Annotated in this window: 15 protein-coding genes; 10 read left to right on the top strand and 5 right to left on the bottom strand. The window is 65.8% G+C overall.

Annotated elements, in window-relative coordinates; all coding sequences use genetic code 11:
• Positions 1 to 15: 15 nt before the first annotated feature.
• Positions 16 to 588, bottom strand: coding sequence for an O-methyltransferase (locus QFZ67_RS17515; protein WP_307662021.1), 573 nt, complete (start codon positions 586 to 588; stop codon positions 16 to 18).
• Between the two features lie 449 nt (positions 589 to 1,037).
• Positions 1,038 to 2,186 carry a toll/interleukin-1 receptor domain-containing protein gene (locus QFZ67_RS17510; RefSeq protein ID WP_307662020.1) on the bottom strand — a complete coding sequence of 383 codons (1,149 nt, stop codon included), beginning with the start codon at positions 2,184 to 2,186 and terminating at the stop codon, positions 1,038 to 1,040.
• A gap of 89 nt (positions 2,187 to 2,275) precedes the next feature.
• Between QFZ67_RS17510 and QFZ67_RS17505 the strand changes: the two genes are divergently transcribed.
• The gene (locus QFZ67_RS17505) at positions 2,276 to 2,830 is read left to right on the top strand and encodes a hypothetical protein (protein WP_307662019.1); all 555 of its coding nucleotides are present in this window, start codon (positions 2,276 to 2,278) and stop codon (positions 2,828 to 2,830) included.
• 781 nt (positions 2,831 to 3,611) lie between these two features.
• A complete protein-coding gene (locus QFZ67_RS17500; protein WP_307662018.1) occupies positions 3,612 to 4,172 on the top strand; it encodes a hypothetical protein in 561 nt (186 codons plus the stop codon).
• On the opposite strand, the gene QFZ67_RS17495 is transcribed toward QFZ67_RS17500, so the two are convergent.
• Both QFZ67_RS17495 and QFZ67_RS17490 read right to left on the bottom strand, forming a co-directional pair.
• Positions 4,173 to 4,931 carry a glycosyltransferase family 2 protein gene (locus tag QFZ67_RS17495; RefSeq protein WP_307662017.1) on the bottom strand — a complete coding sequence of 253 codons (759 nt, stop codon included), beginning with the start codon at positions 4,929 to 4,931 and terminating at the stop codon, positions 4,173 to 4,175. It abuts the gene before it with no gap.
• Positions 4,932 to 4,933: 2 nt separating this feature from the next.
• Positions 4,934 to 5,722 (bottom strand): GntR family transcriptional regulator, encoded by a 789-nt coding sequence (locus QFZ67_RS17490; RefSeq protein ID WP_307662016.1) that lies wholly within the window; start codon positions 5,720 to 5,722, stop codon positions 4,934 to 4,936.
• Between the two features lie 497 nt (positions 5,723 to 6,219).
• On the opposite strand from QFZ67_RS17490, the gene QFZ67_RS17485 reads away from it, so the two are divergent.
• From QFZ67_RS17485 to QFZ67_RS17465, 5 genes are all read left to right on the top strand, one after another.
• Complete coding sequence (locus tag QFZ67_RS17485) at positions 6,220 to 6,516, top strand: hypothetical protein (RefSeq protein WP_307662015.1); 297 nt, start codon at positions 6,220 to 6,222, stop codon at positions 6,514 to 6,516.
• Positions 6,513 to 7,478, top strand: a complete 966-nt coding sequence (locus QFZ67_RS17480; RefSeq protein ID WP_307662014.1) for a DUF2637 domain-containing protein — start codon at positions 6,513 to 6,515, stop codon at positions 7,476 to 7,478. The genes QFZ67_RS17485 and QFZ67_RS17480 overlap by 4 nt, the downstream gene beginning before the upstream one ends.
• A 207-nt stretch (positions 7,479 to 7,685) precedes the next feature.
• Entirely contained in the window at positions 7,686 to 8,864 is a 1,179-nt protein-coding gene (locus QFZ67_RS17475) for a site-specific integrase (protein ID WP_307662013.1), read from the top strand.
• Positions 8,865 to 8,866: 2 nt separating this feature from the next.
• A complete protein-coding gene (locus tag QFZ67_RS17470; RefSeq protein ID WP_307665875.1) occupies positions 8,867 to 9,205 on the top strand; it encodes a helix-turn-helix transcriptional regulator in 339 nt (112 codons plus the stop codon).
• 184 nt (positions 9,206 to 9,389) lie between these two features.
• Positions 9,390 to 11,207, top strand: a complete 1,818-nt coding sequence (locus tag QFZ67_RS17465) for a hypothetical protein (RefSeq protein ID WP_307662012.1) — start codon at positions 9,390 to 9,392, stop codon at positions 11,205 to 11,207.
• Positions 11,208 to 11,328: 121 nt separating this feature from the next.
• On the opposite strand, the gene QFZ67_RS17460 is transcribed toward QFZ67_RS17465, so the two are convergent.
• Positions 11,329 to 11,868 (bottom strand): GNAT family N-acetyltransferase, encoded by a 540-nt coding sequence (locus QFZ67_RS17460; RefSeq protein ID WP_307662011.1) that lies wholly within the window; start codon positions 11,866 to 11,868, stop codon positions 11,329 to 11,331.
• Between the two features lie 126 nt (positions 11,869 to 11,994).
• On the opposite strand from QFZ67_RS17460, the gene QFZ67_RS17455 reads away from it, so the two are divergent.
• The 3 genes from QFZ67_RS17455 to QFZ67_RS17445 all read left to right on the top strand — a co-directional run bounded on the left by QFZ67_RS17455 (position 11,995) and on the right by QFZ67_RS17445 (position 15,108).
• Positions 11,995 to 12,330, top strand: coding sequence for an RRQRL motif-containing zinc-binding protein (locus tag QFZ67_RS17455; protein ID WP_307665874.1), 336 nt, complete (start codon positions 11,995 to 11,997; stop codon positions 12,328 to 12,330).
• Between the two features lie 156 nt (positions 12,331 to 12,486).
• On the top strand, positions 12,487 to 14,715 hold the full coding sequence (locus QFZ67_RS17450) for a cell division protein FtsK (RefSeq protein WP_307662010.1): 2,229 nt from the start codon (positions 12,487 to 12,489) through the stop codon (positions 14,713 to 14,715).
• Positions 14,716 to 14,856: 141 nt separating this feature from the next.
• Complete coding sequence (locus QFZ67_RS17445) at positions 14,857 to 15,108, top strand: hypothetical protein (protein ID WP_307662009.1); 252 nt, start codon at positions 14,857 to 14,859, stop codon at positions 15,106 to 15,108.
• Positions 15,109 to 15,121 lie beyond the last annotated feature (13 nt).

The following is a 15,121-nucleotide window of genomic DNA, read 5'->3' as shown; positions in this document are numbered from 1 at the left end:
TCCACGCCTTCCTCGCTAGAGGCGGCGTGCCGCAACAACCGCTGAACTGGCTGGCGTTGTGAGTACTTCAGTGGCGTCCAGGGCTGGATGAGTGAGGTAGAACAGGCGGAGCTCATCCACTTCGCCGCCGAAACGAGGCGGCCAATGGGGCGATGGGGTGAAGTCGTCCAGGATGAGAAGGCCACCGGGAGCAAGCAGCTCGACGACCCCCTCGGGGTCGTCACGCTTGCCTCCGCCGTCGCAGAAGAAGACATCGAAGGGGGCGTGCTGCTCAAGCAGCCGCCAGTCCCCAGTGAGGACGCTGACGCGGTCGTCGTCCGCGAAGACACCAGCCGCTCGACGGGCCAGCTCCTCGTGACGCTCTGCGGTTACCAGGCGGGCATCGGCGCCAAGCCCACTGTGCAGCCAGGCGGTACCCACGCCCGAGCCGGTGCCGCTCTCCGCAATGACTCCGTGGGGTTTCGCAGCAGCGGCCAGCCTGAGCAACCTGCCCACCTCAGGGATGCAACTCTTCTTGAAACCCGCCTCGGAGGCGACACGCTCCGCGGCTACCACGCGAGGCGGAACCGCACGCTCTGCCATGATCACGAATCCCCCTTCATCGTGGACATGACGCTATCCGCCAGCAGAGGCGTCCGTACGGAGTTTCGCCTGTCCAGACCCGGCAAACCTTCCCGGTCAGAGCACTAGTGAGTCCTGGGGCTTCCACAGAGCCGCCTTCGGGATTCGAACCCGAGACCTGGGCATTACGAGTTGTCCGATCTTGATTCGGGGTCGTCCACGGACGTCCGCGAAACACACATCGCTTCTGCTCAGAGGGGTTCTCGGCCACCCGGCGGACGACAGTGGACGTGACCGGAGTCAGCACCGATTGAGACCACGATTGAGACGGGGTTCTCCATCCGGACACGAGTCGGCGAGCCCTCTGAGGGGCTGTCAGGCCCAAGCGCTGATGGGGGCCGCCTCTCGACGGCCCACAGACGGCCCCGTTTCGGCCCTTCCTTGGGGCACGGCAGCGTTGGTTCGGCGGCCAAGCGTCACTGCAATGGTGGGCCTAGCGGCGCGCCACCTTCTCCGATAACCTCTTCGATTCGACGTTCCCACTCATCCAGGACCGACTGCCCATCCATCACTTGCCGCAAAGCGGCGCGCATCTTTCCGACGAGCGGACGCATGGATTTACTCAGGCCTGATGCAGTTTGCAGCGAATCCGAGAACTCCTGAATGGAGGCCATGTTTTCTCGACCTCTTTCCGTGATCTGCCTCACCGCACCAAAGAACTCCGTCACATGCTCTGTCCCTCCAGAAACCCCTTCAGTTTCGACTTGGCGAATGATACCCAAAACCCCCGGGTCAATCTTAACCAATTCCGTCGAATACTCGACCGCTAGTCGGCTCATCTCGCCGACAGGTGCTTCTAGTTTTGCAACGAGTTCGTGAGTCAGGCGAAGTCGCCCAGCAAATCCACCTCCGCGCGCATCCGACCTCTCCATTTCCTCGGCCGCTGACTTAGTTTCTTCCCCAATCTCCCCCACGGTCCCAGCGAATTGAGTCATGACCTCACCCCACCTCGGCAGGGCAGCCTCCGCCTCGGCCATCAGCTCAAGCATGCCGGGTTCCTCATCATGCTCGGAATGTTCGGTCCGTATCACAGGTGGGGGGTCAATCTCCGCCGCGCGCTCAAGGATCTCAACTAGGCGGCCCGCAAGTCGATGAACAGCCTGCCGATACCTCGGCGAATCTTCATCCTCTAGCCGCAATTGAGTCCAGTCTTCATACTGCCGTTTCGCAACGAGAGCCATTACCTCGTCAGTTGCATCACCATCGCGAATTTTAGGAACATCGATATACAGGATGGGAAGCAGCAGTTCCTCCAGCCCCAGACTCGTCGCATGCCCAGAGAAAGTAAGAACCTCCCTTCGACACTCTTCACTCTTGAAGAACCTGGGAGTAATGATGGGCATGAAAAAGGTAGATCCGGTTAGGGCACTATCGATTCTATTCCTCCACTCCTCCCCCCACTTAATATCCAGCTTGTCCAGGAAGACATTCAGCTCTTCTGCCGTCATCACCTCGAATTCGTTAGCGATCTTTTTGGCGAGTCTCTTAATCCTCCCCTCCTCGATCTCATCGTCACGATGCGTGTAGCTCCAGAACCCTGCGGGGCTGCTGTTGTTTGTCACCATGTGCGGAGGTTAGGTCGTTCACGCCAGAAGTAGCCGAGTTTTTGAGATTATCGATAATCGATCATCTGCTTCATGTACGGATTCCGCGCGTGGGCACCAGCATGATGTGTGCCATGGACCTTGCTTCAACTGCTCTACTGGCCCCAGTGTTTACAGGCGGAGCCGCCATAATCGTTGGGGTGGTCACTCGGTGGACCCAGCTCGGTTTGGCTCGCGACCGGGTACGTTGGGAAGCACGACTTGAGATCGCCCGCTTCGATGCAGCACGGTTTGAGGCGGCTCAGACCCACCTGATTCAAGCAGCGGACGCCGCTACTCGTTACCTGGCGTCAATCGACTCAATCGACCTTGCAGCCTTCGAGGAGCGAGAGCCCTACCTGTTCCCGATCCTCGATTCCCTCAGCCGAGCACGGGCCGAGGTCAACGCTCTCCCCGATTTTGCGGGCATCGAGCAGGTTCGATCCTCCCTGGCGATGTTGGACAAGCTAGTCACGGCGCCTGCCGATGTGGGAAAAACCTTCGAGATCTGGGATGCGGCGGGTATGGGCGAGGCAGTGATGCACCTGAGTAGAGCCCGGGGAGCCGTGATGCAGCGCGTTATTGATGATGCGTCGCCTCCACGCTGGGGCGGGATATTGCGCTAAATCGCTGCTAGGGGAGTTGGTGGAGCAGTTCTTGACGATGAGGCCGATACCCGCGCAGGCTCGCGCCGTGGCCCATCTCCCTGACTGTGGTCCTGGCCCACGCATCGCCCATGGGGGCTACCTGTTCGCCTGCGAGAGCCAATGGGCCAGTCGGCGGATGGTGTCCTCATCCGTGGCTTCGATTAGGCATGCGACAGCAGCATCATCCTCCCGCTGCGCGATTGCGAACCCTGCGCCTGCGAGAGCGGAGGTCAGCACCTGGTGCCGGCGGTCCAAGAGGCGTTCCTCGCGGGCGCTGCGCTGCCGCTCCTCAACCGGTGTCTCCCGAGAGCGGGTTGCACCGGGGCCGGGGGCGAGTGTGTCGAGGTGTTGCCATTCGTTGCCGTCGGCCGACGGACCCCAGATCTCGACCATTGGAGCCTGCCCGCGAGCCTGTACCGTCGCGATCATCTCCGCAACGGCACGGTCGACTGCCTCTCGGGAGGGTGCCTCAGCGGCTACTTTCCACCCGCTCTCGGGATGATGGAAAGCCGCCGCATACCGTGGGCGACCCTCGGGCGGTGTGGACATGCGTATGTCTGACCCCATGGCGCACTCCTCTGACAACCAGTAGGTGCATCGAGCCTAGCGCCATAACTGACGATCCGTCAGATGCTCTCTGGCTTCCGTTCTGGAGCACAGCGCGGCGGCACCGGAATAGCCTGCTCGCTGCTCTGCTCCGAGCGCTCCTCGTGATCCCTTTATGATCTCCGCTGGACCTGATGCCGTAGTTGGGGGATCGATGGACATCTTGGGGCAGCTCGTCACTATCGCTGCTGTGCTGCTGGGTGGGCTGGCGACGCACTTCACCAACCATCGGATGGAGCGTCAGCGGACGCAGTACACCATGCTGACCAGGTGGGATGAGCGAAAACTCGATGCCTACGCGGAGTACATAGACCGCGTGCGGACCTGCATCTACTCCTCGGTGCTCCTCTATGAGGTCCGGAAGGACATGCGCAGCATCGAGCGGAGCGAGCGAGACCTGACTATGGAGCTCGCTGACGGCGAGCGTACCCGCGGGCGCGCCTTCGAGCGGGTCATGTTGCTTGCGGAGGATGGGGTGATCGAAGCGGCTCACAGACTCAATGCTGCGGCTGCCGCCATCGACTGGCGCGCCAAGGGGACGACCGACGGGACGCTCGATGAATGGCGCGAGCTGCACAAGGTCGCGTTTAAGGCGATCAACGGCTTCCATGAGGCGGCACGAGACGACCTCGGGGTCAGCGGAAACTTCCACGGGGAAGACCACGGTTCGCGGGATCTCATTCTCCCGCCCGCGCGCCGCGAGACCGACTCCTGATCAGTCCGTGTTGAAGCGCCATCCCTCGAGGCTCGCGAGGACCGACGCACGCGCTTCGATGACGGCCATCCTCGCGTCTCGCTCGCCTTGGTCCACGTGCGCGGCCTGGTTCGTCACCTGACCGGGCCACTTCCGGTACAGCAAGCCCGTCTCCGCGGTGAACCATCCGCGACTCACGGCGTTCAGAGCGAGCAGCAGCCCGGTGTCTTCCGATGCAGGCAGGGCCATCCACCCTCCGAGCGCCAAAAGGAGATCTCTCCGCATGAACAGCGTCGCTGGGTGAACCTGCGCGCGGTAGTCGTGGGCCTTCCAGTGGTCCAGCACTGCGCCCCGGTCAATGAATCCTTCCGGCGGGTCCTGATCGAATCCGAGGGTGGACCCATCCGGCAGATAGTCGAGAACGCGCGACGTTGCCCAGCTCACGCCCGGATTGCTCAGCAGCGCGGTGAGATCGCGCGCGAGAGCCCCGGGCGTGAGCATGTCGTCGGCATCGAGCACCTTGACGAAGTCGCCTCGCGCCCGCGCAAGCCCGATAGTCCGCGCCATGGCTGCGCGGCCGGCGCGCCCCTGCCCGAAGTTCACGCGCGGATCGTCAGGGAGATGCGGCGATACGTCGTCAGTCTCGCCGTCCTGCTGAATCACCCACTCCCAGCCCCAGCCGTCTGGGAGGTCTTGTGAGAGCAAGGATTTGTAGGCGTCCGAAAGGTGGTGCGCTCCGGGGCCGTGTACTGCCGTGATCACGGTTACGAGCTTGGACATGGTCACCACCTTGCCAAGGGGGTGGTGAAAATCAGCTCTGTCCGGTCGCCTGGCAACGTCACTTCGGATACCTCCACTACGCGACCGTCCGTATCGATCGAAGTCTTACGCAGTACCACTACCGCCACACCACCTTGTAGACCAAGTTCCTCGGTCTCTTCGAAGGTGGGTGGTCGCGCAGTGACGTGCTCCACGATGCGGTCCAGCTCGATGCCGATGGTGTGCAACTGATTCTGTGTCCCGCCGGGCCACGGCTCCTTGGAGGGATCGAGGAGATCCGGATTGCTCGCGATCATGTCGTAGACGAGGTACGAGTGCGCAACGTTGAAGGGCGCTTCCTCGTCTCGGTGGTGCGTGCGGTAGACGCGTTCCAGTAGGCGCGTACCGACCGGCACGTCGAACTGCTCTGCCAGGTCCTCGCTGGCTTCTGTCTCGCGGTAGTCGGCACGGAACACGAGATCCGAGACGGTCAGTCCCGTGTCATGCTCCGTGGCTCCTGTTCCCAGTCGCTCGTCTTCCGTGAGCCGCGCGCGGTCCTTCTCCCACTGGTGCCGGCGGTTGTCCCGCTGCACGAGCTGGCGCGGCTTCCGCACGAAGTTCCCTACCCCGTGCTTCTTGTCGATCAGGCCCTCGGTGAGCAGTAGCGCCAACGCATCGCGCATGGTCGGCAGACTCGTCTTGTACTCGTTGGCAAGCGCGGTCTCCGCGGGCAGACGCTGCCCCGGCTCCAGTTCACCTGCACGGATGCGCGCCCGAAGGCCGTCTGCGATCCGCTCGTACTGCTTAGCCATGTGGAGCTCACCGTCCCTGGTCTGTTGACCGTCTCAGCATAAGTCCTCAAGAGGAGTTGACGACCGTCGCCCTGTCCGTCATAGTCGATGGAGCTCCTAAAGAGGAGTTGAGGACAGGACGTCTTATGGAGCGTTCGGTGCTCCGGCTTTATGCCCGCCTGCACGGGGGTGTCGAGCACGAACGCGCAGTGCCCGCGCCCGGAGGGCCCCGTGAAACGGGTTCGAAGGAAGCGTCTGTTCCTTGACAACTGAATGGGGATCACGCCGCCTCTCCTCGGCCAAGTAGGCGGCCACGCGGACCTCCGCGTGATGAACAGCGCAACCCCGACCCTTCCGCAGTGCCTCGGGTGCTGCGGCCGGTTGCCTCCCCTGCCCGTCTCGTACGGGCGGGGCTGAGGGGAGCCGGACATTTCCTGGTCTCCAACGGCGCGCGGCCCCGGTGCTCGAACATCGGGGCCGCTGGTTTGGGCCGTTCCGCCTTGAGAGGAGTACGACCCATGAAGAACATCGTTGCTGGTCATGTGGCTGTTACGGCCACAGAGTTCGTTGAGCTCGCGCTCGGCACCCCGCTGGATTTGTGGCTGGGGGTGGGGGGCGAGAGCGACATGGAGCGAACCGCACGGCTCGACGCGGCGCGGGATATCCTCACCGACTACCCGGAGCTGCCGGACGACGTGAGCCGGGTCGCCGCGGAAGCGATCGAGGCGTTCGCGCCGGAACTGTTCAACGTCATCCCGCTGGCGCGCCCCGCCGGTCGTCGTCGGCCGCGTGGTGGCAAGGCGGTGGCGGCATGACCACCCCGCCGGCCACTGCGCGGGCGGGAGTGCCGCCGCTGACCCGCCCGGAATTGGGACTGGCCGGTGCGGGTGCGCTTGCTGCGGCCGGGGTCGGGGCGCTGGGACTGGTGGCCTCGTTCGATGCCGTGTCGGTGGCTGCCGCACAGTGGGGTTTCGTCTCGCCGTGGATGCTGCCGGTCGGTATCGATGTGGCTATCCCGGTGTTCACGGTCGCCAACCTGCTGTTGATCCGTATGGATATGGCGCTCGCCTGGGTGCGGTTCGTGCCCTGGGCGCTCACGCTGATCACGTGCGGGCTGAACGTCGCGGCCGGGCACGGCGTGTGGGCGAAGGTGGCCCACGGAACTATGCCGCTGCTGTGGGTGGTCTTCTCCGAGATCGGCGCCCACATCTACGCCGTCCGCATTGGGGCCGCGACCGGCCGGCGCATGGACAAGATCCGGTTCGGGCGGTGGCTGCTTGCCTTCCCCTCCACTTTCGCCCTGTGGCGTCGCATGACGCTGTGGGAGATCACCTCCTACGCGGTGGCGCTGGAGCGGGAGAAGGAACGGCAGTTGGCCCGCGCGGAGCTGCGCGAGACCTACGGGCGACGGTGGCGCAAGCACACCCCGCAGCGCACCCGCGTGCTGCTCAAGCTGGGCGAATTGGCTCCGGCGATTGTGCCGGCCGATCCGGACCCGGGGCCCGAGCCTGACCGCGCTGCCGAGGGCGGGCCGAAGGCCAAGCCGAGGCCCGCGCGCCGTGGCAAGTCCAAGGGCCAGGCATCCCGCACCGTTGCCGAGCTGCTGGCCGCGGCGCGTGAGGCTACGGCTACCTGGTCGGATGCTGAGCTGACCGCGGACCGTATCCGCACCACGGTGCGGGTGTCTGCGGCGAACGCGCGGATGCTGCGGGACGCACTCAAGACCGAGCGCGCAGGCGGCGGTGACCGTCCGGAGCTTGAGCCGGTGGCTGCCTGATGTCGCCGACGTTCGGCAGGTGCTACGACCCGAACGGCACCACGTACGGCATCCCAATTGGAGTTCACGCGGGTTCGTTTGTGCTCTTCCTGCTGAGAAGAGTGCAAGTGAGGAGGTGGGAGCCTCTTTGCTGATCGTCACCCGTACGTGGGAGGTATCCGCAGTAACTCGCAGATTCTGCGAGCTTGGCCAGTAACTTGCGATGCCATGCAGGATTCGGGAAGTCGCCGCCGTCTGACGCTGCTGACTGGGCAGGCGGAGGACAGCGACGCACAAGGCTCGGGCGAGGTTGAGGGCCAGGGCCTGGCCGATGTCGAGATACTCCAGCGGCGGGCTGCCGCACAGAGCGATGCCGTCGATGAACAGGGCTTCTATCTGGAAACCGTGTCGGAGTACCTGTGGGCCCGTGATGTTGCCGGCCTCGCTCCCAGCACCTTGGAGAACCTGGTCAGGCCGGTCCTGGAGCTGTGTTCCTTCTATGACCTGGTGCCGTGGCAGCTCACCCCACGGCATGTGGACCGGTTCTACACCGGCCCAGGGCGCCGGGCCCGTTCGACGGTACGGAGCAAGCTGACCAAGCTCGACAGTTACTTCGCGTTCCTGGAACAGCGGTACGCCGGGGAGATCGCACGTCGTTTCGGGGCCAGGGTCGAGTCACCGGTCGACACCTTCAACAGGCCCGTGCATCGCGGTGACTTCGGACTGCGGATTCCTCCCTCGCAGCGAGCGTTGGCAGAGTGCTTCTCCAAGTGGCGGGCCTCACTACCGGCAGCACGCAAGTACCAGGTGGCCGTTCGCGACTACGTGATGGCGAAGATCGCCTATGTCTCCGGTGTCCGGGCGAGCGAGTTGTGCGCGGTCCGTCTCGGAGACATTCATTGGGAGCTGGGCCAGTGGGGCCGGTTCGTGGTCCAGGGCAAAGGGGCCGGCGGGTCGGGGAAGCGTGAACGGCAGGCGTATCTGTTCGCGGAGGGACGCGAACTGTTGTGGTGGTACATCGAGGAAGTCCGCGGCCTGTTCAGCGACGACGCATCGGACCCGGCCGCACCGCTGTTCCCCTCGGAGCGGCGGCCGCGGGCAGTGGCGGCTCTGAACATCACCGTGGCCATGCCGGTGCGTCCCGACGCGTTTCGCAAAGCACTCAAGACTGCTGGCGGTCTTTACCTTCCAGGCCCGGTGACCTGCTTGTTTCCCCACCTTCTGCGGCATGCGAGGGCGACGCACCTCTACGAGAGCGGTATGGCGCTCTGGGATGTGCAGAAGGTCCTCGGTCATATCTGGGCCAGTACGACGGTCGGCTACCTCTCGACCGTCCAGGCAGACCCCGAGTTGGCGAGCCTGCAGTCTGCCCGCCGGGCAGTGCGACGTTTGAGCATGGAGGCATGAGGGTGAAGTGGAATCTGCGGATGGTCGCCGCCCAGCGCGACATCTGGCGCCCGACCCAGTTGCAGACGGTCCTGGCCGAGGTGGGCTTCACTCCCTCGTTGAGCAAGGTCGCTGCGTTGTGGAGCGGTAAGCCCGTCACGGTCCGGCTGGAGGATTTGGACAAGATCTGTGCAGCCCTGGACTGCACCGTCGCGGATCTGATGCAGGCCGAGCCTGGGCCGTATCTCGCCTCTCGGGAGCAGGAAGAGCGCCGGGTGGCGGGTGCTCGACCCGAGCACGGTCCCGTGGTTCGGCCGGTCCCGGGAACGGGCCGCGGTCTGCGCGGCCTTCCGCCCAACTGAGACCGGGGGGCCGATGCACTGGCGTCAGCGGGTCTTCCGCTTCCCTGAGCTGCCCATTCCGCATGGCCATTGGCGTCCGTGGTCGCCAGAGTCGGACGCGCCAGCTGTCCGCGACGACCCAAGGATCTGCCCGATACAGGTACACGGCCAGCTGTCCTGGCCGTCGCCGCCCCGGGTGCTGAGGGTGGACCACGCACACCGGATCACGGACCGGCACTTCGCGGAACTGCCCGCCCTGACTGCCGCGATCTCCCAGATGGCGGCCGAGCGGAACCTGAGCGACGCATGGGAAAGGCTTGCTCTCCACATGGCCCGCCTCGCTCTCGCCGTCCGGGAGGCCGACCAACCCCTGGTGACCGAACAGGACATCGCCCAACTGCCGCAACTGCGCGGACCCTTGACGGAGATCTTCCGCCGTGCGGAGCTGTTGCGACGGCGTCCGAACCGATGGCACCTCGCGCTTCACCCTCACCCGCCGGCCGTCAGCTGCGAGCACTGCCTGTCCTGGTCAGGAACCACCGCGAAACTGTGCTCCGCCTGCAAGAACTGGCGACGGTCCAGCGGGGAGGGAACCTGCAGACGCTGTCATCGGACCCTGCCTCTCTCCCTGGGACGGTGTCGACGCTGCCGCGTCGTCCAACTGGAGCAGACCCTGGCCGACGCCCCCATTCCTGACCAGTTGTGGTTCGGCGGCGACATCGACATCTACGCGAACAAGACGGGCCGCGACCTCAACAACGCACGGGATCGGCAGGCCCAACAGCGGCGGTCAGAGCGCCGCTACTGGCCCAAGCATCTGATCGATCCCGCTCAACTCGAACTCTTCCCGACGCCGGAGCGGAACTGGAAGGCCATCCAGAACCCGGGCCTGCTGAAGATCAGCGAACGAGGCCACGCGATCATCGGCGAGCTCGACCAGCTCGCCCGAGCCCAGGCGTGGTCGAGCGCCACCCGCAAGAAGAGTCTTCGCACCCTGCGTGTTCTGCTGGCCTGGCTCGGCACCGAGAGTCCGATCCTCGAGCGTGACGTCCTGGGCGTCGGTGATCTCTCCCCGTACTACAACACCGTCCGGGTCGCTGGATTCTTACAGGTCAAGGGCATGTTGGTCGTCGACTCACACGCCATGGGCACCGATGAGGCATCAGTTCGCCGGTGGGTGAGCCAGGCGCCAGCCCAGTTCCAGGCCGATCTCCGCACCTGGATATCCGTGCTCAGGGGCTGCGGCAAACGCCCCTCGCCGCCGATGCCCTGGAACACGATCCGCGGCTACACCCTCCACGTTGTTGCCGTCCTCGGAGCCTGGGAGCATCTCGCCTCGCTGGGCGAAGTGACTGAGCAGGAGGTGAAGACAGCGGCCGTCAACTATTCGGTGTTCACCTCACTGCGTTCGCTGTTCCGAGCCCTGCGACGCGAGCGTCGAATCTTCCGCGATCCAGCCAGAAACGTGCATCTCACCACCCCGGTCAGAGTCCCCCGGCCTATCCCGGCGGACCGGCTCAAAGGCCTGCTGAACCAGGCCGGCGGCACCAAGGACAGACTCGCTCTGGTCCTGATGGCTGTCTACGCGGTTCGCCCCAAGCAAGTCGCCGAAATCCTCCTCGACGACCTTGACCGGTCCACAGGACGACTACGAATCCGCAGGCCAAACCGGCTCGATCACGAGATCTGCCTTGACGAGTTCGCTTTGCAACTCGTCAAGGAATGGCTGACCGAACGCCACCGAAGATGGCCGCTGAGTACCAACCCCTACCTGATCGTCAGCGCTCTCACCGCACTGCACATCAACCGCCCGTCCGTGGGAATCGCCAACTTCTCATCGCTCCGCGACCGCATCGGCATCAACTTCACCCAGCTCCGACAGGACCGACTCCTGGACGAAGCACGGGAGACCGCCGATCCGGTCAGGCTGATGCGTTTGTTCGGGATCACCTCCTACACCGCGATCCACTACGTCCGCGCCGCCCACCCTGAGCGCTTCACGATTGACCCCACCCAGGCATAGCTGACTTCGCCCACGAGAATGGACAGCGTTTCGAGAGGCGTTCGGTCGTGTCCGCCTGATGAGCTGTTCATGAGTTTCATCAGCGCTGGGCTCCGCCCTCGCAGTGCTGACGAGCACGAGCTCAAACGGAGGACGTGACCGGGGACCGCAGGCCGAGCCACTGCTCGGCGTCCCAGGCATGGAACCGCTCTACCTCGGTGAACCCCAGCTTCGCCGCGAGGCGCATCGAGCTGACGTTGGCGGTCTGGGTGGCGAGCACCACCGGCTCGCCGGGAAGGACACCGTCGAACCAATCGAGTGCCGCCGCGCACGCCTCGGCGGCATACCCGAATCCCCACGCTCGCGGCAGGAACAGGTAGCCGAGATCGGCCTTCCCCACGGCAGCCGGGCGACGGTGCTCCGTTGCTCGCCTGAGCAGGATCTGGCCGATCATCGCCCCGTCGAGATCAACGACGAAACTCCCGGGCCACCGCTCGGGCACCCCGGGTATCTCACGCTCAAGCTCGTCACGAGCGCGGGGACCGCCGAGGTAGGTGTGCACCTCTGGCGACGCCAGCAGCTCGATGAACGTCGCACGGTCCCGGGCCTCGGGCTCACGGAGCACGAGCCTCTCGGTCCTGATCGGGGCAGGTGGCCAGGCGACGGATCCAAGCTCAGTCATGCCAGCCACCCAACCAGCAGGCTCGGTAGCGATCAAGAGCGTCACCAACTCGCTGGCCTCACCCGCCCAAACACGCCAACCAGCAGCGGGTTCAGCCTCAGGCAGCTCTCAGATTCTGCGAACCCGCTGGTTTCGACCTTTCCGTGGCGGGTCGCCCCGGACGGTTACGCCACCCGCCGTCAGCTCCGTGCCCGCGGGCTACGGCCCGGCGGGCAGCCGATCGCCGCGCAGGTGATGCGGCGCTGCCGGGGCCGGAAGTCGGGCGCTCTGGTCGCCTACCTCTACCGCATCGACCGTGCCAAGCCCGTGCGGCCGATGACCTCTGCGAAGCGGGCCGCGCTCGCCAAGGCGATGACTGCCCGCCGCACCTGCCCCGCCTGCCGGACCGATGCCGGGTACTGCATTCCGACCTCGCTCGGCATGTGCGTGCCCTGTGCCTACCCCGCTACTTCAGCGGCGTAGGCGCTGGTCACCGGCACGCGGCGAAATTTCAACCCAACGTGACGAATCCGCTACAGGGTTCGCCTCTGGCGTCAATTCCGCGACGGGCCCGACCGCTCACCTCTCACAGCGTCGGCCGGGCCCTTCCAACCCCGTTGTCCCAGGGAGGGACGTTCAGTGAATCACGACGACGAAAACCAACTTTTCCGCCGACTCGAAAGTGAATGGGGACCCGACTCGGGTGCCGAGGTAGTCGACTTGGGTAAGGCCCGGTCGGCCCGTGGCGGGTCGGCCGACTTCGCACCCGACTCGCTCACCCACCCGGAGCCGAGCGAGTCGGCCGACGGGTCGGACGACTCCACCCCCGACGCGGTGGTGATGGTCGACGAACCGACTCCCGCCGGTCCGGGATTCTGGGACCGGATGCGGTCGGCCAAGCGCCGGTCGGTCCTGCCCGCGTGGGCTCGCTCCAAGCCGGAATTCGCCGATGCGGCCGGGTGGCTGGCCGGACACGTCGGCCACTCCGTCGGCTTCCACGCCGTCCGCACGCCGTACTACGCGGCCGTACTCACCGCCCGCTCCCCGGTCGGGTTTGCCAAGTTCCTTGGCGGCACCCTGCGGTGGGTGGCCGATGCGGAGGGCGAGCCGCTGCGGCAGGCCGCCGCGACCCGCGAGAACGTCGAGGAGTACCTGAAGCTGTCGAGGCAGCGCGACCGCCGGGTACGCCTGCGGGCGATCCTGCTCACCCTCGCCGCGATCGTCGGCCCCATCCTGGCGCTGGCCCTGTTTGTCCTCGCGCCCACATGGATTCTCGCGGTGGCCGTGGCCGCCACGGTCGCCGTGTTCGGCTTCACCGGGGCGCCGACCGACAAGCCGGTCATCACCCGCGCTGTGGTGCCGACCGAGGTGGAGAAGCCGACCGCCAACAGCATCGAGCGCGCTTTGGGCTCGCTCGGTATCGCCGAGATCAACAAGGCGCTGGGCAAGGGCGGGGAGGGCATCAAGTTCCCGCACCCGGTCCGCCAGGACGGGCCGGGCTGGCGCGCGGATGTGGACCTGCCCTACGGGGTGACCGTGCCGGACATCCTGGAACGCCGCGCCAAACTCGCCTCCGGTCTCCGTCGCCCGCTGGGCTGTGTGTGGCCCGAGCCGGTCCCGGACGAGCACGCCGGTCGGATGATGCTGTGGGTCGGCATGCAGCCGTTGAACAAGGTCAATCCGCCCCGGTGGCCGCTGGCCAAGTCGGGGACCGCGTCGCTGTTCAAGCCGCTGCCGTTCGGCACCGACCAGCGCGGGCGCAACATCGATCTCACCCTGATGTACGACAACGTCCTCATCGGCGCGATGCCGGGCATGGGCAAGACGTTCTCGCTGCGCACGCCGCTGCTGGCCGCTGCGCTGGATGTGCTGGCGGAGCTGCTGGTGTGGGAGCTGAAGGGCACCGGCGACCTGGCCGGGCTGGCGAAGGTCGCCGCCGACTACGGCTCCGGGCCGGACGATGACACCTGCGCCGCCGCGCTGGACTCGATCCGCTACGTCTACGGCGACCTGGAGCGCCGGGCAAAGGTCATCAGCTCACTGCCCAAGGACAAGTGCCCGGAGAACAAGGTCACCCCGGAACTCGCGGCGAACCGCTCGCTCGGGTTGCACCCGCTGGTGCTGGCCATCGACGAGTGCCAGGAACTGTTCTCCCACCCCGAGTACGGCAAGGAGGCCGGCGCACTGTGCACGGCCATCATCAAGCGCGGCCGGGCGCTCGGGGTGATCCTGCTGCTGGCCACCCAGCGCCCCGACAAGGAGTCGCTGCCCACCGCGATCAGCGCGAACGTCGGCACCCGGTTCTGCCTGCGGGTGATGGGCCAGATGGAGAACGACATGATCCTGGGCACCTCGACCTACAAGAACGGCATCCAGGCAACCTCGTTCACCAAGTCCGACAAGGGCATCGGCTACCTGGTCGGCGCCACCGACGACCCGCAGATCGTGCGCACCTACTACATCGACGGCCCCGCCGCCGACGCGATCTGCGACCGCGCCCGCACAGCACGCGAACAGGCCGGAACACTCACCGGACTGGCCGCGGGCCAGACCCCGGAGCGGCGCGCGGCAGCCGACACCCTGCTGGACGACATCGTGGCCGTCGTCCCTGGGGGCGAGTCCAAGGTGTGGTCCGAGACCGTCATTGCCCGTCTCGCCGACCTGCGTCCGGAGCTGTACGGGACGTGGAAGGACGACGCGGGCGAGTGGGACGCGGCCCGGCTCGCGGTCGCGCTCAAGCCGTACGGCGTGAAGCCGGTGCAGATCGGCCGCCGCGTGGACGGCAAGGTCGTCAACCGGCGCGGTATCGAACGCGCCCACATCACGGCGGCGATTGCGGAGCGTGACCGAAACCGCGACGCCGGATGACGCTTCGGGGCCGCTATCGCTAGCAGCAACCCCCGCTAACGTTAGCGGCCCCGCTAGCACCTCACATGCCGCCTGATTAGGCCGCTAGCGGATAGCGGCCAACCTGCGGAAATCCCTGAACACCGCCTGGGAGGGCCCGTCATGACCCCTGCCCTGCTCACTATCGCCTGCCTACTCGCCATCACTCTCGGTTACGGCAGCCTGTGCGCCGCGTCGCCGTTCGGACCCTGCCGCAAGTGCCGCGGCTGGGGCTTCGCGATGAAGACCGACCGCAAGGGCCGCCTCAAGCGTGGCAAGAGCTGCCGCCGCTGCAAGGCCACCGGCCGCCGGATACGCGTCGGCCGCTGGATCTACAACCGCGCCTCACGGATCTACCGCGAAGGCGCCCGCTAACCCACCGGAAGGG

The sequence above is a fragment of the Streptomyces sp. V1I1 genome (genome assembly GCF_030817355.1).
Classification (GTDB): domain Bacteria; phylum Actinomycetota; class Actinomycetes; order Streptomycetales; family Streptomycetaceae; genus Streptomyces.
This window is presented reverse-complemented; position numbering and strand designations above follow the sequence as displayed.